The organism is Gardnerella sp. DNF00747 (assembly GCF_049262675.1).
In the GTDB taxonomy this organism is placed as follows: Bacteria; Actinomycetota; Actinomycetes; order Actinomycetales; family Bifidobacteriaceae; genus Bifidobacterium; species Bifidobacterium swidsinskii.
Genome location: NZ_CP058394.1, coordinates 100,291 through 125,910 on the forward strand (window position 1 = coordinate 100,291; position 25,620 = coordinate 125,910).

Annotated in this window: 20 protein-coding genes; 12 read left to right on the forward strand and 8 right to left on the reverse strand. The window is 41.7% G+C overall.

The window, feature by feature from the left end; genetic code table 11:
* Positions 1 to 40 precede the first annotated feature (40 nt).
* The 4 genes from HXT32_RS00410 to HXT32_RS00425 are packed head-to-tail and all read left to right on the forward strand — an operon-like array spanning position 41 to position 4,270.
* Complete coding sequence (locus tag HXT32_RS00410; RefSeq protein ID WP_064621607.1) at positions 41 to 946, forward strand: carbohydrate ABC transporter permease; 906 nt, start codon at positions 41 to 43, stop codon at positions 944 to 946.
* Positions 946 to 1,767, forward strand: coding sequence for a carbohydrate ABC transporter permease (locus tag HXT32_RS00415; protein ID WP_004108195.1), 822 nt, complete (start codon positions 946 to 948; stop codon positions 1,765 to 1,767). The genes HXT32_RS00410 and HXT32_RS00415 overlap by 1 nt, the downstream gene beginning before the upstream one ends.
* A 32-nt stretch (positions 1,768 to 1,799) precedes the next feature.
* Positions 1,800 to 3,179 (forward strand): glycoside hydrolase family 13 protein, encoded by a 1,380-nt coding sequence (locus tag HXT32_RS00420; RefSeq protein WP_004108193.1) that lies wholly within the window; start codon positions 1,800 to 1,802, stop codon positions 3,177 to 3,179.
* A 29-nt stretch (positions 3,180 to 3,208) separates the two neighbouring features.
* Positions 3,209 to 4,270: a LacI family DNA-binding transcriptional regulator gene (locus tag HXT32_RS00425; protein WP_004108190.1), complete on the forward strand. Its 1,062-nt coding sequence runs from the start codon at positions 3,209 to 3,211 to the stop codon at positions 4,268 to 4,270.
* Between the two features lie 114 nt (positions 4,271 to 4,384).
* Here HXT32_RS00425 and HXT32_RS00430 read toward each other — a convergent pair whose 3' ends face one another.
* Positions 4,385 to 5,911, reverse strand: coding sequence for an aminotransferase class I/II-fold pyridoxal phosphate-dependent enzyme (locus HXT32_RS00430; RefSeq protein ID WP_102704542.1), 1,527 nt, complete (start codon positions 5,909 to 5,911; stop codon positions 4,385 to 4,387).
* Between the two features lie 283 nt (positions 5,912 to 6,194).
* Here HXT32_RS00430 and HXT32_RS00435 point away from each other — a divergent pair, with 283 nt between their 5' ends.
* Both HXT32_RS00435 and HXT32_RS00440 read left to right on the forward strand, forming a co-directional pair.
* Positions 6,195 to 8,231 carry a cation:proton antiporter gene (locus tag HXT32_RS00435; protein ID WP_033888413.1) on the forward strand — a complete coding sequence of 679 codons (2,037 nt, stop codon included), beginning with the start codon at positions 6,195 to 6,197 and terminating at the stop codon, positions 8,229 to 8,231.
* A 48-nt stretch (positions 8,232 to 8,279) separates the two neighbouring features.
* Positions 8,280 to 8,537 carry a hypothetical protein gene (locus tag HXT32_RS00440; RefSeq protein WP_076003106.1) on the forward strand — a complete coding sequence of 86 codons (258 nt, stop codon included), beginning with the start codon at positions 8,280 to 8,282 and terminating at the stop codon, positions 8,535 to 8,537.
* A gap of 35 nt (positions 8,538 to 8,572) precedes the next feature.
* Here HXT32_RS00440 and HXT32_RS00445 read toward each other — a convergent pair whose 3' ends face one another.
* Both HXT32_RS00445 and HXT32_RS00450 read right to left on the reverse strand, forming a co-directional pair.
* Positions 8,573 to 9,355, reverse strand: a complete 783-nt coding sequence (locus HXT32_RS00445) for a nitroreductase family protein (protein ID WP_422118972.1) — start codon at positions 9,353 to 9,355, stop codon at positions 8,573 to 8,575.
* A 67-nt stretch (positions 9,356 to 9,422) separates the two neighbouring features.
* Complete coding sequence (locus HXT32_RS00450; RefSeq protein ID WP_421784332.1) at positions 9,423 to 9,878, reverse strand: DUF4235 domain-containing protein; 456 nt, start codon at positions 9,876 to 9,878, stop codon at positions 9,423 to 9,425.
* Positions 9,879 to 10,047: 169 nt separating this feature from the next.
* Here HXT32_RS00450 and HXT32_RS00455 point away from each other — a divergent pair, with 169 nt between their 5' ends.
* From HXT32_RS00455 to HXT32_RS00465, 3 genes are all read left to right on the forward strand, one after another.
* Positions 10,048 to 10,758 (forward strand): histidine phosphatase family protein, encoded by a 711-nt coding sequence (locus HXT32_RS00455; protein ID WP_033888412.1) that lies wholly within the window; start codon positions 10,048 to 10,050, stop codon positions 10,756 to 10,758.
* A gap of 187 nt (positions 10,759 to 10,945) precedes the next feature.
* Positions 10,946 to 12,361 carry an ABC transporter substrate-binding protein gene (locus HXT32_RS00460; RefSeq protein WP_422118973.1) on the forward strand — a complete coding sequence of 472 codons (1,416 nt, stop codon included), beginning with the start codon at positions 10,946 to 10,948 and terminating at the stop codon, positions 12,359 to 12,361.
* Positions 12,362 to 12,633: 272 nt separating this feature from the next.
* Complete coding sequence (locus HXT32_RS00465) at positions 12,634 to 13,974, forward strand: ABC transporter substrate-binding protein (protein WP_004108164.1); 1,341 nt, start codon at positions 12,634 to 12,636, stop codon at positions 13,972 to 13,974.
* A gap of 154 nt (positions 13,975 to 14,128) precedes the next feature.
* Here the strand turns inward: HXT32_RS00465 and HXT32_RS00470 are convergent, their stop codons facing one another.
* Positions 14,129 to 15,142, reverse strand: coding sequence for a LacI family DNA-binding transcriptional regulator (locus tag HXT32_RS00470; protein ID WP_422118974.1), 1,014 nt, complete (start codon positions 15,140 to 15,142; stop codon positions 14,129 to 14,131).
* A gap of 302 nt (positions 15,143 to 15,444) precedes the next feature.
* Here HXT32_RS00470 and HXT32_RS00475 point away from each other — a divergent pair, with 302 nt between their 5' ends.
* The 3 genes from HXT32_RS00475 (at position 15,445) to HXT32_RS00485 (ending at position 17,922) form a co-directional block, all read left to right on the forward strand.
* A complete protein-coding gene (locus HXT32_RS00475) occupies positions 15,445 to 16,296 on the forward strand; it encodes a carbohydrate ABC transporter permease (RefSeq protein WP_004108156.1) in 852 nt (283 codons plus the stop codon).
* A complete protein-coding gene (locus tag HXT32_RS00480; RefSeq protein WP_004104804.1) occupies positions 16,293 to 17,126 on the forward strand; it encodes a carbohydrate ABC transporter permease in 834 nt (277 codons plus the stop codon). Before HXT32_RS00475 ends, HXT32_RS00480 begins: the two co-directional genes overlap by 4 nt.
* 187 nt (positions 17,127 to 17,313) lie before the next feature.
* A complete protein-coding gene (locus HXT32_RS00485) occupies positions 17,314 to 17,922 on the forward strand; it encodes a DUF624 domain-containing protein (protein ID WP_119522954.1) in 609 nt (202 codons plus the stop codon).
* 477 nt (positions 17,923 to 18,399) lie between these two features.
* Here HXT32_RS00485 and malQ read toward each other — a convergent pair whose 3' ends face one another.
* From malQ to HXT32_RS00505, 4 genes are all read right to left on the reverse strand, one after another.
* Positions 18,400 to 20,649 carry a 4-alpha-glucanotransferase gene (gene malQ, locus HXT32_RS00490; RefSeq protein ID WP_004108143.1) on the reverse strand — a complete coding sequence of 750 codons (2,250 nt, stop codon included), beginning with the start codon at positions 20,647 to 20,649 and terminating at the stop codon, positions 18,400 to 18,402.
* 278 nt (positions 20,650 to 20,927) lie between these two features.
* Positions 20,928 to 22,937, reverse strand: coding sequence for a type I pullulanase (gene pulA, locus HXT32_RS00495; protein WP_004108138.1), 2,010 nt, complete (start codon positions 22,935 to 22,937; stop codon positions 20,928 to 20,930).
* 311 nt (positions 22,938 to 23,248) lie between these two features.
* Complete coding sequence (locus HXT32_RS00500; protein ID WP_004104797.1) at positions 23,249 to 24,172, reverse strand: sugar ABC transporter permease; 924 nt, start codon at positions 24,170 to 24,172, stop codon at positions 23,249 to 23,251.
* Positions 24,169 to 25,575, reverse strand: a complete 1,407-nt coding sequence (locus HXT32_RS00505; RefSeq protein ID WP_004108136.1) for a carbohydrate ABC transporter permease — start codon at positions 25,573 to 25,575, stop codon at positions 24,169 to 24,171. The genes HXT32_RS00500 and HXT32_RS00505 overlap by 4 nt, the downstream gene beginning before the upstream one ends.
* Positions 25,576 to 25,620: the final 45 nt, after the last annotated feature.

Sequence of the window (25,620 nt, forward strand, 5' to 3'; positions counted from 1 at the left end):
TGGCTCAGCTATCGGAGTTCTTTGTATCAAGGAGTATGTAATGAAAAAACGTCATTTTCTCAAGTCTGCGCACAGGCACTACCAGAAAGATCAGGTAATTTGTGCTGCGGTATTCTTGTTGCCAGCAGTGCTTATTATTGGTGGTTTCGTGCTGTACCCTGTGTTGTCTGCTGTATATATTTCACTAACATCGTGGGATGGATTCTCTCCGGAAAAGAAATTTATTGGCTTGGGAAACTATGCTCGTCTTTTCCAAGATCCTGAGTTTTTCAACAGCTTAATGGTAACAATTATTTATGCTGCTGGTGTATGTGTATTAAGTGTGCTGACTGGGTTATTTCTCGCACTTTTGCTTGATGCACCTATACGAGGTAGGAGTATTTATCGTAGTATTTACTTCCTTCCAGTGGTTACATCTTCTGTAGCTGCAGCCATTGTGTGGAAATATATGCTTGATCCTTCTGGATTTGTGAACAGTGTGTTGATGAAATTCAATATACACGGACCAGATTGGTTACAAAATCGCTGGCTTGCGCTTATTGCATTAATTCTTTTGACCGTGTGGAAAAATATTGGTTTTAACGCTATTTTGTATTTAACTGCGTTACAAGCATTGCCAAAAAGCGTGTATGAAGCGGCTGCATTAGATGGAGCTACTGGGTGGCAAAAATTATGGAAGATTACTTTCCCATTGCTGTCTCCAATGACGTTTTTTGTAGTAGTTCAGGCATTGGTGACGAGCTTCCAATCCTTCGACCTTGCATACATGCTCACGGGTGGCGGGCCTCGCGGAGGCACGGAAGTGCTTGGCATGATGATGTATCGGGATGCGTTCAAGCTTGGTGATTTTGGCTATGGAACAGCAATAGCGTTTATTACACTTGCGCTAGTGCTAGGCGTGACGATGGTTCAATGGAAAGTTTCTGGAGCACAAGGAGAAGAATAATGAAATCATCATTATGGTCGCGTTTAGCGCGTCATGCGATTCTGATTTTAGGTTCAGCAACAGTAATCATTCCATTTTTGTGGATGTTCACTACTTCTTTGCAAATGCGTGCTGAAACATACACGAATACTTCAATTTTTCCTACATCATGGCATTGGGAAAACTATATTCACGCTTGGCAAGCTGCGCCGTTTGCACAATATTACTGGAATACGCTATTGATGACAGTAGGAATTGTTGTAGGACATTTAATATTTGATGCCTTTGCTGCCTACGCTTTTGCGCGCTTAGAATTTCCTTTGAAGAAAACAATATTCATTCTGCTGCTTTCTGCATTGATGATTCCTAATTTTGTGATTGTTATTCCGTCCTATGAGATAGTCGCTAATTTGGGGTGGGTTGATACGCTGTATGCTTTGGTTGTTCCTAGACTTGCAGATGTGTTTGGCATTATTTTACTTCGCCAATATTTTGCAACAATTCCTCGAGAGCTTGATGAGGCAGCGCGCATTGACGGTTGTGGCAGGTTTGGAATATTCTTCAAACTGATTGTTCCATTGTCATATCCAGCGTTTGCGACGCTTGGTATTTTCAGTTTTCTCTTTGCGTGGAATGATTTCCTTTGGCCGTTATTGGTTACGAATACGGATGAAACTCGTACAATCCAGATTGGTTTAGCATCCTTCGTAGGGCGTTATGGAACCTCTTGGAATTATTTGATGGCAGGAACTTTGACTGCAACAATACCAAGTATCATTGTGTTCCTTTTCTTCCAACGTGCGCTCGTTAGAGGAATTGCAAATACGGGTATGAAAGATTAGAAATTGTAGAAATATTAAGGATGGGGTTTATTATGTCTATACCACAGTGGTTGCCTGATGCAAGATTTTATCAGATTTTTCCTGATCGTTTCCATCGTTGTGAAGGCTACGGTATGCTAACTGAAGGTCATGTGCCGCTTGATCCATGGGATGCTGAGCCTACGCGTGAGAATTTCTTAGGCGGTAATATTGCTGGAATTACAGAAAAACTTGATTATATTCATGATTTAGGTTGCAATGCGCTCTATTTGAATCCAATTTTTTCTGCTGCAACAAATCATCGTTATGATGCAAACGATTATTTTAAAATCGATCCACTTTTAGGAACTCTTGAAGATTTCCATACATTAGTAGATGAAGCGCATAAGCGGAATATACGTATAGTACTAGATGCAGTTTTAAATCATTGTGGTAAAACTCATTGGATGTTTCAAGATGTTGTTAAAAATGAAGAGAATTCAGAATATGTGAATTATTTTTCAGTGAAAAACTTTCCAGTTAAGTCATTGCCTGTGCCTAATTATAAAACCTGTTCTGGTTGTGAATATCTACCGAAGTGGAATGTGTTTAATCCAAAGGTGCGTGAGCATCATTTTAATGTTGCAAGATATTGGATTGATCAAGGTATCGATGGTTATCGTCTTGACGTTCCATATTTTATTTATCCAGAATTTTGGCAGGACTTTAGGCAAGTTGTTAAAGCAAAAAATTCGGAATTATGTTTGATAGCTGAAGAGTGGAGAGACCCTGCTCAATGGTTGCAAGGAGACACTACTGATAGCACAATGAATTATACTCTGCGTGATTTAGTTTTAGGTTTTACTGCGACAAAGCGATTCAATGCATACGATTTTGTTAACGGTATTAACCGTTTGCAGGAGCGCATACCGTATGGATATCACCATGGAATGATGAATTTGTTGGGTAGCCACGATACTGAGCGTGTTTTAACTGCGCATCAAAATAATACTGAGGATTGCATAACCGCGTACTATTGCATGTTTGCCTGCGAAGGTGCTCCAATGATTTATTACGGTGATGAGCTTGGTATGGTTGGCGATAATGATCCAGGGTGCCGTTCTGGTATGCAGTGGGATAGTCTTGATGCAAATGCTGAAATATTCCGTACAATTGTTCAATTAAATGCATTGCGGCGTGATCATATTGCGTTGCGAAGAGGCACGCAAAGTTGTTACGCTGTTGACGAAGATACTGTCATTATTTCTCGAGAGCATAAGGAAGAATCTCTTTTGATGATTATTTCACGTAATAATTTGGTAGAATATAATTCATCGAAGCTACCTCAACAATTGCAAAATCATAATTGGCGAATTATAAATGGTGTAACTGTTGGAAATAGTTGGCGCCCCAATAAAGATAATTCTATGATTGTATTGCAAGCTCAACAGTAAAAATAATGTAGAAGTAAGAAGTGTGAGACATGGGAAAGAAAATTACAATGCAGGATATTGCTGATGCAGCGCGTGTCTCTAAATCTGCTGTCTCCTTTGCGTATAATACTCCTGATCGCTTATCATCAGAAACTGTAGAACACATATTTTCAGTTGCAAAGGAACTAGGATATGTGCGTAATCCTGTTGCTTATATGCTGCGAACTCAAAAGACAAATAGTTTGGGATTGTTACTACCACAGCAATTAGGGCGAGTGCTAGAAAATCCATACTATTCGGAATTTATTCAAGGTATTGGGCAAATCTGTGAGCGAGAGGGACTGACGCTTCTTTTAGTGCCTCCACTTCGTAATTCTATGTTAAAAGCAATTCCTTATGCTGCAGTTGACGGTTTTATAGTAACTGGTTTAGAAGAAGATCGTGGTGAAGTTGAAGCTCTTATGCAGCAAGGAAAGCCATTTGTTATTGTTGACAGTGAGGTGCATAGTCAGGCTCCAAGTATCAATATTGATGAGACGCGCGCTATGAAGGAATTAACTGAGCATCTTATTTCATTGGGCCATCGCAATTTTGTGGTGATTTCTCCAGAATCAGGCAATGATGATGGGTATCTTTCTTGGCATGGAACAATTCGTCGCCGTATTGATGGTGTGATTTCTGCTTTAGAAGAGAATGGAATAGCCCCACTGGTCGATAAGAAAAATGTTATTGAAGTGCCATGCACTCGTGCTGGAGGAAAAGAAGCTTTTGCACAAATAACTAAACAAAATAATTCTGCATTCCCAACTGCGTTCATCTGCTTTAGTGATGTTATTGCGTTTGGAGTAATGGATGCTGCTAGACAGTTTGGTTTGCAAATCCCACGTGATATTTCTGTTACAGGTTTTGATGATCTAGATGAGTCTGCATGTAGTAATCCACCGTTGACAACAGTTAAACAGCCTGTTACAACTAAAGGACGTTTAGCTGCTGAATATATAGTAGAGACTTTGAATGCTGGGTATGAACGAGCATCATCCCGTCACGTATGTCTACCTATTACTGTGCTGCTGCGTGAGTCAATTGGCCCAGCAGCATCTATAAGAGAATAGGCTGCGTAGTAAATACTTTGATTCCTTCCTCCTATGAAAAATATAGTGCCACGTTAAGTTTTTTTAGCGTGGCACTATATGCATAATTTTTTTGTTTATATAAAATTATTTTTTCTACTGGCGATAGTAGGAGAGGAAGTTAGAGAGTTTGCTCATTGCGTCGCGAAGCGTTTGCAAGCGCGGCAAGTAGACTACGCGGAAGTAGCCTGGAGTCTGCCAATTAAAGCCTTTGCCGTGCACAATCAGCAACTTCTGATCGCGTAGCAAATCAAGAGCAAACTGTTCATCGTCGTGAATGTTGTATCGACTTGGATCGAGCTTTACAAACATGTAGAAAGCAGCGTCTGGCCGCTCAACGCTTACGCCATCCATCTCTTGAAGCGCGTTATAGCAATACTCGCGCTGCTCATACACGCGTCCGCCTGGCTCCAAATACTTTTCAACGCTCTGGTATCCGCCCAAAGCAGTCTGAATAATCGACTGCGCAGGAACGTTCGAGCACAAGCGCATATTAGACAGCATATTAAGACCCATAATGTAGTCGCGAGCCTTGGATTTATCTCCCGAAAGACTCATCCAACCAATACGGAAGCCAGCAATCATATGCGACTTAGAAAGTCCGCTGAAAGTTACGCAGAACACGTCTGGAGCAAGAGAAGCAATCGAAATATGTTTCTTGCCGTCCATAACAAGACGGTCGTAAATCTCGTCTGCAAAAATAATCAAATTAAACTCGCGCGCAATCTTAACAATCTCTTCCAAAACTTCGCGACTATACAGCACACCCGTAGGATTATTTGGGTTAATAATCACGATTGCTTTAGTGCGAGGCGTGATTTTAGAGCGAATATCGGCAATATCTGGGTACCAATGCGACTTTTCGTCACACATGTAGTGCACAGGAGTGCCGCCGGCCAGGCTCGCGCACGCAGTCCACAGAGGATAGTCCGGGCTTGGGATAAGAATCTCGTCGCCGCAATCAAGCAGCGCTTGCATAGAAAGATTAATCAGCTCGGAAACTCCGTTTCCAGTGTAAATATCTTCCATTTGCACGCCTGGAATGCCCTTAAGCTGATCGTATTGCATAATCGCCTTGCGAGCGGAGAAAAGTCCACGACTGTCCGAGTAGCCTTCGCAGTCAATAAGCTGCTGTTGCATGTCGTAAATCACTTCGTCTGGAGCGCGGAATCCGAAAGGCGCAGGATTTCCAATGTTGAGCTTTAGAATATGCGTTCCGTTCGCTTCCATGCGGTTTGCTTCTTCAACAACTGGGCCGCGAACGTCGTAAAGCACGTGCTCAAGTTTGGTGGATTTGTTGAAGGTTCTATGTTTGAGTGTTTGGGAAAGTTCAGCTTCTGTAAGCTGTGGCTGATTTAATTGTGGTTCTTCTGCAGACTGGCAGTTCTGCTCGATTTTTGCGCAAGAATGACCGCTTTTAATTCCGTCGCCGCTGATTCCAAGAATTTCAGCTAGTATGTTACGTACGTCTTTGCGAGGCTCGGTTTTGCCGCTTAAATACTGGCTTAACTGGCTTTTGCCAAGCTTATGACCGTTTTTTGCTGCAAGCTCGATTACGTCAATCTGCTTGTACCCCTTACGCTTCATAGCTTTTTTAAGCTCATCAGCAAAATTCTGTGCCATAATCTGTCTTTCTTGTAAAATCGGCATTTATAAATTGAACAAGTTTATAGCAAAGTTCAAAATATAAGTATTAAATTGAACTATTTATATTTTTAGTGATGATTTTACGCGCAAATTTGTATTTTGCAAAGTAAAAATTGAATTTATTTTGAATTTATATTGAACTTTTGAACAAGTTCCTCTTTATTTTTAAATTATTTTGCATTTCAATAAATTTTATATTAGTTGCCATGTTTCGATAAGCTGAAAAATAAGGTAAATAAACAGGGGGAGTTATAATAGTATGCCAGTTTTTGAGCTAATTCTGTACATCATGGCGGTTGTAGTGCTGTCGTCATTCTTGGAGCGTTTTATACCGAGAGTTTCAGTGCCGCTTGTGCAGATAACCATGGGTGTTATAGCTTCAGAACTGCCTTTCTTCCCAAACGTTACTCTCGATCCAGAGCTTTTTATGATCGTAATTGTTGCGCCTTTAATTTATTTTGAATCGCGTGAGATAAATAAGTTAGCGTTATTGTCTTCATTTAAATACTCAGCAACTCTTGCTGTTGGTTTAGTACTGGCAACTATGGTCGCAGTTGCTGTGCTTTTACCTGCAATATGGTCATTTATACCGATTGCCGCTGCAGCTGTGTTAGGGGCAGCTTTGGGACCGACTGACGCTGTGGCAGTAAGTGCGTTAAGTCATGAAGTATCGCTTACTGACAAACAATTTAGCGTACTACAGGGTGAATCACTGTTTAATGATGCGTCCGGAATCGTAGGCTTCCAGTTTGCAGTTCTTGTTGCTGCGTCTGGTGTTTTCGATATCACGCCAGCACTAAGCAGTTTTGCATCAAAATTCTTTGGTGGAATTGCAATTGGCGTATTTGTAGGATTAGCTGCAAACTGGCTTTTTGAAAAGATTAGATCTTTAGGTTGGGAAACTACAAAAACAAGAATATTAATGGAACTATTTTTGCCGTTCCTGCTCTACATGGGTGCTGAAGGTGTTGGCGCTTCTGGAATGCTAGCGTTAGTTACCGCAGGATTACTAGCAAGATTTGATCGTTCTGGAGTAGGTCCGAATGTTTCGCGCACTAATATTGTTGCCAATAGCGTGTGGAGTGTTCTTTCGTTTGGGCTGAATGGTGCAGTTTTTGTTCTTCTTGGCATTGCTTTGCCAAAAGTTGTAAGTTCAAGTTGGAATGATTATGGTGTTAATAACCTGTTGCTTGTGGCTATTATTGCTGTAACGTTGCTTGCGGTTGTTGGCATGAGGTTCTTATGGATGGTCACCATGGTTCGCATCGCAAGATCTTCTCAATTCCAATTAACAGGCGGATTAAAATCTGCTGTAATTATGACTTTAGGTGGAGCAAAAGGAACCTTAACTTTAGCGTTAATGTTCACATTACCGGTGAAGTTTCCACTTAGGAATGAACTTATTTTTATATCGGGAGTAGTGATCGTGGTTACGCTACTTATGGCGAACTTCTTGTTACCCATGATTTCTCCCAAAAAGAACGATACTGAACTTGAGGAAGTTACTCCTATTGCCATTGAAGTGCTTAGACGTACGGTTGAAGAATTAACCTCTAGTATTACTAACGAAAATCGTCGTGCAGTATTGTCTGTTGTTGACTCTTATACCGAACGAATTGAACGTTTAAAGCAAAATATTGGGCATAGAGACTCCAAAGAATATTTGGATTTGCGCATTGAAACTCTTAACTGGGAAAAAGATTATATTAAGCAGCGTTTGCGTAAGCTGAAGCAAGCTTGTTCTTTATCGAAACAGGAATTGCTGGAGGTTGAAGCTTGTGAGCGTCTGTTGGATCAAATTATGAATTCTTTACGTCACATTCACACTGATAGGCAGTTGGGAACCCTCATGTGGCATGTTCGCGGAAGGTTAAGAGCATTACAGCGTCGTATTGGAACAGTCATAATGCGAGTAAGTAATATGATTCGCAGAACAGCTCCACTCTTACAAGAAGACGTTATTTTTGTGCATATTCGTCAGTTGCATATTGAAGTTATTCAGCACGTTATTGAACGACTATATAATGTCATGAGCAATCAGGAATACGCAGCTGAGTACTGTTCTGCACTTTTGCGCGAGTACAGGAGTGTTGAACGATTGTTGCGTTCTAGACCTAATGTGAGCTTGAGCGTGCGTTTAATCGAAAATATTGAAGAAGTAAAGCGTGAAAGTTACGCAATAGAGTTACGTATAATTCATGACATGTACGAAGATGGGGATATTACGCGAATGCAAGAGCGGCAATTGCGCAATAACGTGTACGTTATGAACGTTGATGCTAACGTGGATATGTAATTATTGGACGTATCATAAACTGTTAAGCGGTTTGCTACCATAAAAGCTATGTATTTCTTTACTCCGAGGCGCTGCGAATCTACCCAAAAAATCATGTACAAGAATAAAGGGCAGGCTCTTATGGCAGCGGAGCAAAGTTTGCGAGAGCGTGGAACACAGTTATGGGTTTATGCTTGTGAATATTGTGGTTGCTGGCATTTGACGCATAAAAACCCGGTAAATCGCATGTATTCCGATATGCGCTCGCCATCCGCAAGCACGAAGCCTAAATCTAGAAAGCGCGGGTACAAGCCAAGACGGCGTTAAGTTAAAACGGCACTAAATTAAAACGGTGTTAAATCTTATGCAACATTAAAACCTTGCCTTGCAACCTGCTCAACATCTTCTGCTTCGTGTTTTTTGGCAATATCGTCTGCTGCTATAGCAAGAATTTGCGCGCTGAAAGCGTCAACCGGTCTGCTAGTATTTCGCAAATCGTAATATTGATGCACGCGATTGTCGAAATCGGCAAGATTCTCTAGTAATTCAGCATCGTCAGCAGGGTAAGTGTTTTCAAAAATCTGCATGCTAGTACTCATGCGCGGCTTTAATTCCGGATTTTGTGCAGGCTTACCAATTGCCAAGCCGAGCACGGGATACGTGTATTCAGGCAAATCCAAAATATCAATAAGCTGAGTTCTACTGTTCAAAATTGAACCGAGGATTACGCAACCAAGACCCAAAGATTCCGCGGCAGTTTCCATGGTGTGAAGTGCCAAAATGACGTCGTTTTGAGCTTGAGTAAAGCGGTAACGAGTTTTAAGCATAAATTCGTCGCTGCCTGTATCGATGCCATTTTTTTGTGCAATTGCAGCGTTTTTGTGCTGGTCAATAATAAAAACGTACAACAGCGGAGCTGTAGCAATATATGTTTGATTGCCAATTTCGGAAAGCTTCTGCTTAATTGAGCTATTCGTAATTTTAATCGCTGACCAGTCGTTCAAAAACTGGCTGCAAGCAGCGCGTTGAGCCACGGTTTCAAGAGTCGCGACTGTATCTTCGTCAATTGCTTCGTTGCAAAAAGCGCGAATAGATCGGCGGTTCAGTAGAGTATCAATAGTTTCGTTGTGACGTAAGTTTTGCACGTTATTCTTATTCCTTACTTTCCTTATTCTTCGATTATTTCTGCATTGTAGTTTCATTTGTTCAAAATTAGAATTTATTTTTTCGAAACTGTCGCTTTCTTTGCCTTCGCGCAACATAAGACAAGGTTCCGTGACTTACTAAGCGACCAACAATCGTAGTAAGAATCGCAGAAAATACTGCAAACCCAAGAGACATTAGCAATGGTTCTTCTTGCTTAACACGTTGCTTTTGTGTGATTTTTTCTTTAGAAAGATTGTTAGGACGATTATTAGAGTTTAAATTGATTTTTCTAGTATCAACATGTTTTTCCCATATTAAGTGCGCAATCTGCCCAGCTATAAACGTTGCAAAAGACGGAAGTGCGGCTTTAAGCAACGAATCTCCTAAAGTATTTGGATTTTTTAATCGGCGCTCGCGAAGCGCATCAATCTTACGATTCGCTGCATTCAGTCGTTGTACGGTAGCTTGAGTCGCACGATGGTTTCGTTGAATTTTAGTATTAGCCGATGATAATTGCGTCATATTTTCTATGTTAGTGGTAACGAAATACCAATTTTGGCGGTACCATGGAACAGTAATCTTGATTCGCGGCAAAGTGGCTGCAAGTTAAGAAATGCTTACGTAAAGCAATCGTGCTGCTAGGCGTCCAGTGCGATGTGTGTACATGGCGCTGGTGAGGAATGTGAAGACTATGCAAAATAACGGCACTAAAGAATCCTCTCAGAAAGAATGCTCGAAGCAGGGTTGCTTGGTGTTACTTCGTCACGGTCAAACCGCTTGGAGTGTGTCTGGTCAGCATACTGGGCGCACGGATTTGTCTCTTACTGAAGTTGGTGTTGAGCAAGCAAAAGAGGCTGGTGCTAGATTGCAGTGTGTGTTCACAAAAGGTTTTGATGAGGATTGTGTGCTTGTAAGCCCGCTTCGTCGCGCGCAGCAAACAGCTCAGTTTGCTGGATTTGCTTCGTATACAATTTGTGATAGCGCGCTGGAGTGGGATTATGGTGCTGCTGAGGGTCGCACGCGCGCTGATATTTCTAAACTAAGTGGAGTTGAGGCGTGGGATGTGTGGAAACATGGTCCTAAAGTTCTTCCTTCTCACATGGTTAGTGATGCTAAAGAAGTGCTTCCTAGTGGAGAGACAGTGGATGTGCACAGGACTTCTGGAGAAAGCTTGCAAGAGGTTTCGGATCGTACTCAAAAGATTATTGATATGGCAATGCCTAAATTGAAATTAGGTAAGGACGTGCTTGTTGTTGCGCATGCTCATGTGTTGCGTATTCTTACTGCGCGCTGGCTTGGAGTAAACCCAGATTTTGCGCGACTTCTTCGTATGGATACCGCGCATTATTCTGTGTTGGGCACGTATAAAGGCGACAATGTAATTGTGCATTGGAATTGTTGAAATACGGTTTAAAATTTCAGATATTTCCATATATTTTAGTGCGATTTGCGCAAATTTTTTTGCAAAGATATTTATATATTTGAGTCTTGCGTTTGCTGTAATATTAGTTCACTACGGTGATTTAAATAGTATTCAATAGCAGTAATTAGTTAGTTCGTAAGAGGTTAGCAGTATATGGAAAGGTTCGATGATGAGTCGTTCGGTTAAGTCGATTATTGCGCTAGTGGTTTGCGCTGTTTTGGCGGCTTGTGCGTTTACTGCTTTTGGTTTTTCTCAGTCTTTTGGCGCAAATGCCGATAGGTCTGCTAATGGGAAGGTTATTTTCTTCAACTTGAAGCCTGAAGCTACTGCTATGTGGGAAGAAGTTGCTAAAGAATACACAAAACAGACTGGTGTTACAGTAAGCATAGTTACGCCAACTGGCGGTCAGTATGAAAAGAGGCTTAAAACCGAAGTTGAGAAATATAAAGATAATCCAGATAGCATGCCTACGTTATTCCAGATTAACGGTCCTGTTGGCTACGCTAACTGGAAGGATTACACTGCTGATTTAACTAATTCCCCTCTTTATACGCAACTTAGCAATAAAAATCTTGCTTTTATGGATAACGGTAAGCCGGTTGCTGTGCCATATGTTACTGAAAATTACGGCTTGATTTACAACAAGGCTTTGCTTGCTAGGTATGCGGATCTTAAAGATGCAAAGTTGCAGCCAGAAGAAAACGGCAAATCTTTTGAAGATCAAATAACTAATTTCGCTGCGTTGAAGGCTGTTGCAGACGATTTGCAAAAGCGCAAGGATGAGCTTGGTATTGACGGTGCTTTTGCGTCCGCAGGTTTTGATTTAAGCTCCGACTGGCGTTTTAAGACGCATCTTGCAAATATGCCTTTGTATTATCAATTCGTTAAGAATAACGTTAATGGTCAGCCTCAGTCAATTAATTACGACTATGTTGATAATTTCAGGAAGATTTTTGACCTTTATATTTCTGATTCCACAACTCCTGTAAGCCAGTTAAGTACTAAAACTGGCGAGGATGCTGTTTATGAGTTTGCTCTTAGTAAAGCTGTGTTCTACCAGAATGGTACTTGGGCTTGGGGTGATCTTTCAAAAGCTGGCATAAAGCCTGACGATGTTGGCATGCTACCAATTTATATTGGTGCTAAGGGCGAAGAGAAACAAGGCATGGCTACCGGTTCGGAAAATTATTGGTGCATTAATAAAAAGACTTCAAGGCGGAATCAGGAAGCAACTAATGCCTTCCTTAATTGGTTACTTACTACAAATTATGGTAAGGATGCTTTAGCTAATAAAATGGGCTTTGCTGCTCCTTTCAAAGGTTTCCCTAAAGCAGAAAATCCTCTAGTTCAGGCTGCTGTTGATTACACTGCTAAGCCTGGCAAATTGCCTGTTAAGTGGGTGTTTGTTACTATGCCATCTAACGGTTGGAAAGACGATGTTGGCTCTGATTTGCTTACATACGCTCAAGCAACAAAAGACGGTATGACTTCTATTGGCGCTAATAAGGCATGGGCTACTCTTAAATCCGCGTTTGTTGATGGCTGGGCTAAGGAATATAAGATTGCTCATGGGCAGAGTTAGTTTAATTAAATAATTTGTTTTGAACTATAATCCTCAAGGGGTTGCACAATCGTTTGCTAAATTGTTGTGCAATCCCTTTAATTATTGCCAAAAATACGTGCTAATTTTATCGAATATATTAGTGGGTGGTGTTTTTATAATGACACGCGTCAATTTACTTATGCTATCGTTTGCAATATTGCAGCAGTTGAGGCATAATAAATATTGTCGATAAGGACACCGAGAGGTGTGGCAGTCCAATGACGGGATTGTCGGCATAGGAGAAAGGTTCGATGATGAATCGTACAATTAAATCAACAATTGCACTGGTAGCTTGCTCGGCAATGGCTTTTGGCGCGCTTGCAGCTTGCGGATCCTCCTCAAGTGACAGCTCTGCTAAAGGTAAGGTTTACTTCTTGAACTTTAAGCCAGAAGCTGCAGATCAGTGGAAGGAAGTAGCTAAGGCATACACCAAGAAAACAGGTGTTGAGGTTAAGGTTCAAACTGCTGCTTCCGGAACTTATGAGCAGTCTTTGAAGAGTGAAATCAGCAAGGGTAATGAAGCTCCTACACTCTTCCAGATCAACGGTCCAGTTGGTTACGCAAGCTGGAAGGATTACACTGCTGATTTGAAGGATACTGAGCTTTATAGCCAACTTCAGAACAAGGATATTGCTTTGAAGGATGGAGATAAGGTTGTTGGTATTCCATATGCAATGGAAACCTACGGCTTGATTTACAACAAGGCTTTGCTTAAGAAGTACACCGAGCTTAAGGATGCTAAGGTAAAGTCTGCTGAAGAAATCAACTCCTTCGATAAGTTGAAGGCTGTTGCAGATGATATTCAAAAGCACAAGTCAGATCTTGGTGTTGAAGGCGCGTTTACTTCTGCTGGTTTTGATTCCAGCTCTGATTGGCGTTTTAAGACACATCTTGCAAATCTTCCTTTGTACTATGAGTTCAAGGAAGATCATGTTACCAAGCAGCCTGCAAAGGTAAAGGGTAGCTTCCTTGACGGTTATAAGAAGATTTTCGATCTTTACATTACTGATTCCACTACACCAGCAACAAAGATTGGTTCCAAGACTGGTGAAGATGCTAATGCTGAGTTCTCCCAGGGTAAAGCTGTGTTCTACCAGAATGGTACTTGGGCTTGGGGTGACCTCTCCAAGGCTGGTATGAAGGCTGAAGACCTTGGTATGCTTCCAATTTATATTGGTGCTAAGGGCGAAGAGAAGCAAGGCTTGGCAACTGGTTCTGAGAACTATTGGTGCATCAACGAGAAGACGTCTGACGCTAACAAGAAGGCAACTAAGGACTTCTTGAAGTGGTTGCTTACTTCCGATGCTGGTAAGGATGCTTTGTCTAAGAAGATGGGCTTCACTACTCCATTCAAGAGCTTCGCAGATATCAAGTCTGACAACCCATTGACTCAGGCAGCTGTTGAAGATGCTAAGTCTGGTAAGACTCCAGTAAGCTGGAACTTCACCGTAATGCCATCTGATAACTGGAAGAACGACCTCGGCTCTGCTTTGCTTGAGTACGCTCAGGGCACTGGCAAGTGGGATAAGGTTAAGACAGCGTTTGTGGATGGTTGGGCTAAAGAATATTCTCAAGCTCACGAAGATGACTAATAAACAAACAGACGTTACACCTGCTGACGTAAGCAAGCAAAGGTGACGTAAGAAAATCCGCTAGGATACTGGCACATCACAGTGCTAAGTCCTAGCGGATTTTGTTATTTCGATATTTTGTTATTTCGATATTTTCTAGAAAACTATAAAAGGTCTATTCTTTTAATAATGCAGCTGTGCTTGAACGCACAATAAGTTGCGCTGGAACAATGCGATACTGATCTTCAACTTTCTCTGCGTTTATAAGCGCAAGCGTGATATTTGCCGCAGTAGAAGCAATATCAACTGGATCCTGTCTAATAGTAGTTAAGCCAGTTTCATGCGCGTAAAAACTATCGTCAAAACCAATAATTGACACATCTTTTGGAGTAGAATACCCGCTGCGTGCAAGCTGAAACATAAGCGGTATTGCAATACCATCTTCTTGGCATGCAATTGCTGTTGGCATAATTGAACTTCCAAGAAGCATAGAAACTATGGCACTTATGCGATCAGAATTAGCAGGTGCCACAATTTCTGTAGGTGTGATCCCGCTATTTTGGCATTCATCAATAAAAGAATGGTAACGTTGCAATACGCTGAAATGTAGTGAAACGTCACGAGTTGTGCGTACATATGCAATATTGCGATGCCCTAAACCGATTAAGTGGCGTGCCATAAGTCTTGCACCTTGGTCATCGTCAATATTGATAGTCGCGTCAAAATCGCATTTTTGTGGATATAAGCAGTTTATGCCAACAATTGGCACACCTGTTGATTTAAGTTGTGCGATTTCATCGGTATTTACGTCAAAGGAGCACACAACAACAGCGTCAGCATTACGTCTAGTTGGGAGCATTGTGAAAAATTCGCTACGCTCTTTGCTGCTGGAAATCTGAAAAATTGACAAATCGTATCCAGCTGTGTGGAATACTTGATTCAATCCTTGAATAATAGATGCAGAAAACCATAGACGAATTTGATCGCTAATCAATAAAGCGATGCGCAAGGTTTTACCAGATTTTAGTGCTGCTGCAGATTTCGAAATAGAAAAATTCAATTGTTCAGCAATGGCCAATACTTTATTGCGAGTGGATGCAGATACTAAGTTTGGTCGTGTAAATGAACGCGACACAGTAGAAACTGACACATGAGCTTTATTCGCTACATCTTGAATATTTGCCGACATGTGAACTCCTTTATTCGCGTATAACAAACGTGTAGCACAGCCTTGTGTTTAATTGTTTAGTGCGAACTTTTATAGTTCGAAACAAACAAACGTTTGCAGACATTTCTATTCTAGCAAATTTTGCTGGAATGCCAACGATAATAAGCAATTTTTTTAAAACTAAATTCTGATATTTGTTTGAAGTGACATATCGAAAATGACAACGTTTGACATAGCTAATTCATGTAGTAGAATGAAGTTATTGGTTCGGGACAGCGATGTCTACGTGGATGTCGCGCTCAAGGAGGAGAAAGTGACGAGTCATGATTAGTATGAGCGGAAAAGCAATACGTAAATGGTGGTGGTTATTTGCGCTGCCAACGTTTGCTGCGTTTATTGTTGGCTTCTTAGTGCCATTTATTATGGGTGTGTACTTGAGCTTTAGAAAATTCACTACTGTGACTGATGGTAAGTTTGTGGGTTTTCGTAACTACTATAGAGCTTTAAAAGATCCGCATCTTGTTTATTCGTTTTTGTTCACAACGCTTTTTGCAGTTATTACAACAATAATTATTAATGTTATTGCTTTTGCAATTGCGTACATGCTTACTAAGAAGTTCAAGGGCACGACGATATTCAGAGCCGTGTTCTTTATGCCAAATCTTATTGGCGGTATCGTTTTAAGCTATATTTGGCAGCTCTTGTTAAATGGTATACTCGGCTACTTCAATCGTACGATTACGTTCTCTGAAGTATTCGGTTTCTGGGGTCTTGTGATTGTTGTTTGCTGGCAGCAAATTGGCTATATGATGATTATTTATATCGCAGGAATGCAGGCTCTTCCAGGAGATGTTATGGAAGCAGCTGCTGTCGATGGTGCAAGCCCAAGGCAGACTTTATTCAAGATTACTATTCCATTGATGATGCCTTCTATTACTGTTTGCACATTCTTAACAATTACCAACGGCTTCAAGCTTTTCGATCAGAACTTCGCATTAACTAACGGTGGTCCGTCAAGGAAAACAGAGATGTTAGCTCTTAATATTTATAGAACTTTCACTACTCCAAGATGTGAAGGCGTTGGCCAGGCTCAGGCAGTCATGTTCTTCATTGTTGTGGCTGTTATTGCTATGGTTCAGAATATGCTCACTAGGTCAAAGGAGGTAGCGGCATGAACGAGAAAACAAAGCATCCTGCGTTATGGACGGTGCTGTTCACTCTTATAAGCTTGTTATGGATTTTTCCTATAGCTTTAGTAGTGCTGAATTCTTTCAAGTCTAAGGTTGATATTGCCAGCAATCCTTTTACTTTTAGTTCAAAATCGTTTGTTGGAATGTCTAACTACGTATTAGGCTCAAATCGTACTGATTTTCCGATGAGTTTCCTCTGGACCATTGTTGTAACTGTTGGTTCTGTGATTCTCATTCTTCTGTGCACGTCAATGTGTGCATGGTGGATTGTTCGTGTGAACAATTGGGCAGCAAAACTTCTATACGTTTTGTTCCTGTTTAACATGATTGTGCCATTCCAGATGGTTATGTACACCCTTGCTTACATTACGAACACTTTAAAGTTGAATACTCCATGGGGATTGTGGATTATTTACTTAGGCTTTGGTGCAGGACTTGCAGTGTTTATTTTCACTGGTGTGATTAAGGGTATTCCGCAAGAACTCGAAGAGTCTGCAATGATTGATGGTGCTTCTGTACCACGTATATTCTTCCAGATTATTGTGCCGATTATGCGACCTGCTATTATTTCGGTTTCAATCTTGCAGGCAATGTGGATTTGGAATGACTTCCTGCTTCCATTCTTGACGCTCGATCTCAACAAGTATAAGACTATTTCTATAGCTGTTCAGTATTTGAAGGGCGGCTATGGATCTGTCGAGATGGGCGCAATGATGGGCTGCTTGGTTATGGCAATTGTTCCAATCATAATCTTCTACCTCATCTGCCAGAAGTACATTATTAAAGGTGTTATGTCTGGTGCAGTAAAGGGATAAATTAATTCTCCTCCAAAATTCAGGTGGCAGTGAAAGCGGCGGTGTGTGCATACTATTACGTTTGTGCACGCCGCCATTATTTTTAATAGTTACGTTAGTTTGTAATTAGGTGGTAGAGTTCGTTATTAGAGTATCTATAGATAGTAAAGCATAGGAATTGCGTCATAAAACCAGGAGATAGTATAGAATGATTTTCTCGTTTGGAAGCCCAGATTCAAAGTTTGCGCAAAGCATGGAAACATTTGCTGATGCCGTGTGGCTTACAATATTGATGATTTTAACAAGCTTTCCTTTAATTACTATCGGCGCTTCTCTTTGTGCTGGTCATGATGCTGCAAGACGTACAGAGCAAGGTGAAGGACATATTACTGCAGCTTATTTTCGCGCGTTTGCTAGCAATTTTCTGGAATCTACTATTATTTGGGCTGTAATGGGACCAGTTTTGCTTGCTATTATTTGGCTATGGCTTTGCGTGTGGTCTACTCCACTTTTAATTATTAAATTTATTCTAAGCATATTGTGGGTTATTGTTGCCGAATGGGTGTTTGCACTACAAGCGCGTTTTAAAAATTCAATTGATAAAACAGTGGTTAATTCTCTTATTTTTGGTATTTCGTATTGGAAAGAAACTCTTATAATGACACTGCTAGATATAGTGTTTATTGTGTTAATATTTGCATCAATCGTATATTTGCCGCAGGGTTTGCCTTTGTTGGTATTCATTGGTTGGGGATCGCTTATTATGCTGCATACTCCGATTTTAGAGCGTGTATTTGCAAAGTATATTAAGAAGTAATTTCTGCGTTATGGCGTGACGACCTGCTTGAGCGCAGCATTGTGCGCGCGAAAGCAACTCGGAGTGCCGAGCTTGCTTAGGGTTGAAAGCACGGTGTGCTTTCAACGCAAGCGGGGTCTGCCTTCGTCAATAAAGACGAAGGCAGGGCAGGTTTGTGTGGCTGTGCTTTAGAAATTAGGTTGTGACTGGTGTGCGCTGATGACCTGCTTGAGCGCTGCGATTTAGCGCGCGAGTGTTGCTGCTTATTTGTGTTATTGACGCAGATTACGTACTGCGCGAGTAACGGTGTTGAGGCAGGGGGTTTGCTGCTTACTCCATAACCCCCCATAACCCCATAATTAATGAGGCGAGCACTATTATAGATGCTCGCCTCACATAGGACATCATGTAAGAAATATTTTGATTTGCTACTATGCAAATCATATTCCTTACGAGGGGGGGGAATAGAGTCAGTTCATCGGTAAACCAACTATTAAATTATACATGCTTCCGTGTATTTTCGCCGCGCATAACTGCCGTCATAGATAGCACTCGTGGTGACTTAAATACTTCATCGGTGTGAACTACACGACCATCAGCATCAGCAAGTGGAATACGCCAGTTTGGATACTCTGTACTAGTTCCAGGCTGATTCTGTGAACGCTTCTCGCCGACAGCATCAACCAAAGCTACTTGCAAAAGCAAAGATGGGGAAGTGAGCATAATTGCATGCATAGCTTCCACAATTTCTTGTGCATGACCTTCAACATCCTCAGCAGCATCTTTGCTAATCCAACCGTTCTCAAGAAGCATCTTCATCATTGCATCGCGTTCAGCTTGAGCAGCCTCCTGGAACGTTTCTACGGAGTCTGTAAGCAGATGAAGTTGCTCGCGAAGCTTGACATGCTCAAAGGCAAGATAACCAGCTGTAGGTGGCATATCGTGCGTAGTAACGGAAGCAAGAGCATACTCTCGATATGTAGACGGATTAGCAAAAATAATTTGCTTCTTTCCAGCCTTCTTAGTAGCGGCTTCAGCTTCGTCGTCGTGGGTGAACCACTCAACAACAGTGCCAAGCACGCCATGAGATGCAAGAACCTTAGAAACATACTTCGGCACAGTGCCCAAATCTTCGCCAATAACAACACCGCCTGCGCGAGTTGCTTCAATAGTGAGAACTGCGAGCATTGCATCTACATTGTAGTACACATACGCGCCGTTTCTAGCGCCCTGTCCTTGTGGAATCCACCACAAGCGGAACAATCCAAGAACGTGATCAATACGAGCAGCTCCTGCATGCAAGAACACGTTATGAACCATGTCTCGGTAAGCAATATAGCCAGTTTCATCCAAATAATTTGGATCGAATGGAGGTTGACCCCAATCCTGACCTTGCTGGTTGTAGAAATCAGGAGGAGCACCAACGCTTACACCATTAGCAAATCGTTCCGGACTCCACCAAACGTCAGCACCGTAGCCGTGTACGCCAACTGCCATGTCTTGCATAAGACCAATTGCCATACCAGCAGCTTTAGCTTCAGCGTGAGCTGTAGCAACTTGCTCATCAGCAATCCACTGAAGCCAACGATGGAACTCAAACAAGTCAGCATGTTCGCGCTTAAGTCGCTCAATTTGCGGAGTGCCTTTGCCTGTAGTGTCAAACCACAAATTCTCGCCCCAAGGAGCACCCCAAACCTCAAACGCAACACACCAAGTTGCAAAGGCGTCAAGATCTTCACCAGAACGATGCTTAAACTCACTAAACTCGCGCTCGCGCTCGGTAGAACGAGGTTGCTTGAAAATAATACGCAACGCAGGAAGCTTGGCATCCCATGCAGCGTTGATATCTATAGGATTTGGATTATTGTTTTGAGGAGCAATAGACTCATGCAATTGCTCTACTTTAGCAAGATCTTCGCCACTTAATTCAGCATATTCCGGAATATCTTGCGGACGAATATAAGTGACATTCAAGAACCTACGAGACTCAGGTAAGTACGGTGAAGGCTCAAGAGGTGTTACTGGAGCGCACGCATGAATTGGATTAATCAGCATAAAATCAGCCTTGCCGATTTCTCCAGCATCCTTAAGTAGGCGACGCAAATCGCCATAATCGCCAATTCCCCAAGAATCTTTTGAACGCACAGAATACATTTGCGTCATGAATCCCCAACGGTGCTTTTGCTTAACGCTTTCAGGCAATGGAATACGCGCAGGTGCGGCAATCAATGTGACATCAGCATGTTGAGCCGTCTCGCCATTCGCGCTGATTACTTTGGCATGCAAAGTGTGGTAGCCCATTGGCAAATCATCCGGAAGTTCAATGAACAAGTCTCCATCGTCTTCGGATTGAATATCGCCTAACGAGTCTTCATAATCTGTTCCATCTTCGAGTGTAAGAGAAATGTGAATTTGCTCTTTTTTGGCATCTCCTGCGTGAATTGGTACGCAAGTTTTTGCGCCATTAAACGAAACGACAGTTGGTGGCAATAACTCGCTAGAGCGTTTGCGCTGAACCTTCTCGTATGAAATTGCAATATTGTCTTGAGTGTCGGCAGGCATGCCTAATGCATCAAGTACTCCAACTAATGCTTCATCTGTAATTTCGGTGTAGCTTCCTTGCTGATCAATATAAAAAGTGGCAACGCCGCACGCCTTAGCAAGCTTAATAAGTGGACGTGCAAGACGTTCTGCGCTTTCTTCCATAGGCTTATCAGCATCAGCTTTGCCAGTAGCTGTTGTTGTCATGGTGCTCCTTCTACTTTATGATTTGGCACATTCCTAACATCGTCGTAAGCGTGCCAAATGTGCAACTATGGCGATAGCGTGTAAATCAATACATCTCTGGATTGAAATACACCCTGCCTGTCAATTATATAAATACCTGACATCGTTTGCAAATTAGCGTTGCGACATATTTGCTAGTTTTTATAAGTAATTGCAACTAAACACAAGTGTTGTGATTACTCATGTTTAGTTGCAATCGTCTGACAGTTTATTATTTTTTTTTACTTACTAAAACGCAATTACTTGTTGCTAAGCACAACAAAAGTTCTGATAGGCAAGTGTAGGGTAGCAGCGCTTTTTTCAGTTGTAATATTTACCGCGGTGTCAGGTTGTTTTCCAGTCCACTTAGCAAAATAATCACTTGAATTAAGTACGCAATGCCACTCTTGAGCCTTTGCGCTATGAATAGCAGGTAGCTGAATAGTTGCATCTTCATGATACATAGGATTTGCGCAAACAATTAAATTATTGCCAATGCGCGTAGCCAAAACAGTATGGTTAGACGTTTCAAGTTGTTTGCGTTTGCCATCATACAATGAGCTATATTCAGCGCGAAGCTTTATAAGTGCACGATACCATTGAACAAGCGGATTGAAACGTTCAGCGCGCGCCCAGTCAAGCTGGTTCATTAGTACACCGCGATTATAAGAATTATCGCAACCGTGCTTAGTGCGTCCAAACTCTTCTCCGCTTAGCATAAACGGCGTGCCTGCAGAGCACAAAACAATTCCAGCTGCAAACATATTAGCGTTCAAAATATCCGCAACTTGTTGTGCATCTTGAGCGTCAAACTCAAAATCGCTAGCATTCTCGCGCATAGAGATACAAAGCTTATCCCAGAAAGTCAAATCGTCGTGAGCAGAAGTATATTGAACAATCTGTCCAACTTCTTTACCTGCAGAAGGCGTATCACGCCATGCATTAAGAGTTTGGCGAGCCGCATCTGAGCACCAGAGCTCATTGCCATTTACATACCCGCGGTCGAGATGGTTCATGACGTTGCCTTTGAGGGAATCGCGAGACTCGTCACTAAACCAGCCTATGCGCTCGTTAAGAGTGCTTCTGCCGTCTTTATCTCCCATCGGAACTTTTTCATCAACAGCAGGATCCGAAGCACTCCACGGTTCTCCATACATAACAATATCTTTACCGCCAGGAAGCTCATCTAATGCAGCTCGTGCCTGATTTAAGGTTTCAGTATCAGTCAATCCCATAAGATCAAAACGGAAACCATCAATGTGATAGCAGCGTGCCCAATGCAGCAAAGATTCAATAATAAACCTGCGGAACATAGGATGTTCAGAAGCCATTTCATTTCCACAGCCAGAGCCGTTAGCAAAAGATCCGTCAGAGTCTCGCCTGCAGAAATACCCAGGAGCCATGCATTCGAAAGCGTTTTCTGCAGACTTGTACATGTGATTATAAACAACATCCATAATTACGCGTTGGCCATTAGCATGTAATGCCGCAATCATTGCTTTGCATTCGCGAATTCGCGCAGTGCCGTCGTAAGGATTGCTAGAATAAGCACCTTCAGGAACGTTGTAAGCGTGAGGATCATAACCCCAGTTGTATAGAGAATCTAATTCTTCTGCTGAAGCACCGTTTTTGCGCGCATTGTCGATTGCGGATTCGTCAACTGTTGCAAAATCGTAAATAGGTTCGAGTTGCACATGAGTAATGCCAAGCTGCTTTAAATAATCCAAGCCAGTAGGGAAGTTGCATTCAGAAGAATCTGGATTTTGCAAAGATGTATGTTCATCAGTAAAAGCGAGATATTGGCCTCTATGCTCTGGCTTAAAGCCGCCATTAGGATTGCTGCTGAAATCTGCAACATGCGTTTCCCACACAACCATTGCATGACGCACAAACTTAGGAGACTTATCTTTATGCCAATTGGCAGGAGACACTCGCTCATCGTCTATGACAAGGCTGCGCTCACCATTTACACCGCTCGCTACACCCCAAGGGTCACTAGTTCGATTTACTGTGCCATCTTGGAAAGTAACAAGATAATCGTAGTATATGCCGTCTAAACGCTTACGGAAATTAATCCGCCAAGCTCCGTCATGCAACGGTTTCAATTCGTGTGTTTGAATTGGCTCACTGTTGTTTCCGGTTTCAAAAAGTCTTAACGTCACATTCTGTGCAGTTGGTGCCCATACAGTAAATGTTGTAGATTTAGCGTTTAAAGTAAATCCAAGAGGTCCTTCGTATACAGGCCATGTTGCCGAAGATGGAGTCGTCATATAGGGTATCCTTCTTCCTTCGCTATTTTGCGAATTGTCTAAATTTTCTAAATTATTTAATCGTATTAGTAATTATACAGTTTTTAAATTTTATTATTTACTTATTGTTCTGTTATCAAGTTTTTTTATGTTTTGCGGCACTATTTGGCTAAACACGGTAGGGTTTATGCGATAGCCATTATCGTATTAAGTCAAACGGCGAGTGTGTTAAGTTATTTTTTATTTTTACGTGTTCGTGTTGTCTAGCGAAAGAGAAGGCTGAAACGCTCGAAAGCGTCTCAGCCTTCAGTAGATTTATATCCTGTAAATTATCAGCCTTTAACGGAGCCAGACATGGACTCTTCGTAGAAGCGCTGCATAATAATGAACAGGATTACGATTGGTATGGAAATGCACACAGCGCCTGCCGCGAATGCAGCGTACCAATCAGGTAGATACTTTTTGGTAAGCATCTCCATTAATCCGTAAGCAACTGTGTAGTTTTCCTTATTGTCTCTCACTACTGTCTTCACCATAACGAAGTCTAGCCATGGTCCCAAGAATCCAGTAATTGCTTGGAACACAATCATAGGCTTGCAGATTGGAACAATAATCTTCCAGAATACTTGCCACTTTGTGCATCCATCCAAGTATGCAGCTTCATCCAAAGACTTTGGAATAGTATCCATGTAGCCCTTCATAATGTAGAAGCCGGCACCGCTACCTGCAGAATAAACGATAATAAGTGCGATTAATACAATCGAACCTTTTGTTAAACCAAGAGCCTTCAAAATGAAGTAGATAGCAATAACAGCCATGATACCTGGGAACATACCAAGAATCAGAGCAAGATTCATGAATGTCTTACGTCCTTTGAAACGGAGACGAGACATGCAGAAGGACACCGCTAACACAAACACCAAAGAAATAATGCACACGAAAATTGACACAATCAAAGTGTTGAGGAACATTCGTGGGAAATTAATGTCATCGGTATCGGTAAATAACTTTATATAGTTATTTAGTGAGTATTCAGTTGGGAAGAAGGTTTTCTGATAGGAACCAGTGTTCTTGTTGAAGCTTTCTAACAAAACCCACAAGATTGGAATCAGCCAAATAACTGACAACACCAGCAAGAACAAATGTGAGAAAGTATCTCCAATTACTCTTCTGACATGTTGATCTTTAAGGAAAGAAACACTACGAGTGCTCTTTACAACAGCTTCTTCGTTCTTAGTTGTAGTTTTATCACTCACCGGAATCCCTCCTCATTCTTGTAAGATCCAGAGTTGCGATACGTAATCAGTGCTACGACAGCAAGCACAATGAACGTCAAAATACCAATTACTGCACCTGCGTTGTAGTTTTGCTGGTCAACAGTCAACTTGTAGAGCCATGTGATAAGCAAGTCGGTGCCGCCTGCACTGTTGACTTTGCTACTTGCTGGACCACCTTTTGTTAAGAGGTAAATAACGTTGAAGTTATTGATGTTGCCAGTAAAGGTAGTAATCAAATATGGAGTCATAACAAAGATGATGTACGGCATTGTGACGTTCATGAAACGTTGCCACCAACCTGCGCCATCGAGCTCTGCAGCTTCGTAAAGTTCTGCAGGAACGTTTTGCAAGATACCTGTAATCTGCATGATGGTGAATGGAATACCAACCCAAAGATTGATAAGAATTACCGTCACTCGAGCCCAAGTTACATCCGTAAGGAAAGGAAGCTCCTGATGTATCCAACCGTTTTGCTTAAAGACAATGTTAATAACACCGTTCTGGCTAAGCATATTGTTCATAATAAGCAATGAAACAAACTGTGGAACTGCAATTGTAAGGGAGAAGCAAGTTCGCCACAATCCCTTAAGACGAGTGGACTTTCTATTGATTATCATTGCAATGAACATGCCGAGGAAGAAGTTCAGGAAGGTTGCAAGGAATGCCCAAACAAGAGTCCAGATTAATACGTCAAAGAATACGTCAGCTTTAATTAAATCACTTTTTCCGGTTAAGAATTGAGAAAAAACGTCTAACCCAATCCAACTGAATTTTTGTTGATGATTCTCGTCATAGCTTGTGAAAGCCATAGAAATCATGAAGAACAATGGCAAAATTGTGAATAACACAATGCCAGCAGTTGGAAGAGTCATAAAACCGACGTGTGCTTTTTCGTCAAGAAGAGTCTTCGCATCATCAATGAAATTAAGTGGCTTCTTGCCGTCTGCCATTACAGATTGCGCTTTGTACGCGCTGCGAAGAGCGAGAGTTGCCAGATATACAAGCAATACAATCGCTAATATCGACATAACTCCATACAGTAAAATTTCTACAGAATTATCGCCTGCACTGTATCGCCAGAATCCGTTGACTTTAACTCTGCCCTGTTCTACTGTGCCAAGAGTGTTGATTTTTGGAAGATAATCCAATCCAATTGTAAATAAGAATACGAATAAAGTTGCTTCGCACGCTAAGAATATAACGCCTTTGATGTATTGCTTGCGGACAAAATTGCCAAAGCCAAATATGACAACAGAAATCCATGAAAGAATGTCCGCATGTTTTGCAGCCTCTTTCAGTGAATAAGGTGAAGGAGCAAAGCGTTCTGCAGTTGACGTCTTCTTCTGGCGTCTTTCTCGCTTTGTGGATGTCGTGCCAGTCATGACATGCCTTTCATGTAAACAAAATTATTTTGTAGAAGATAAACA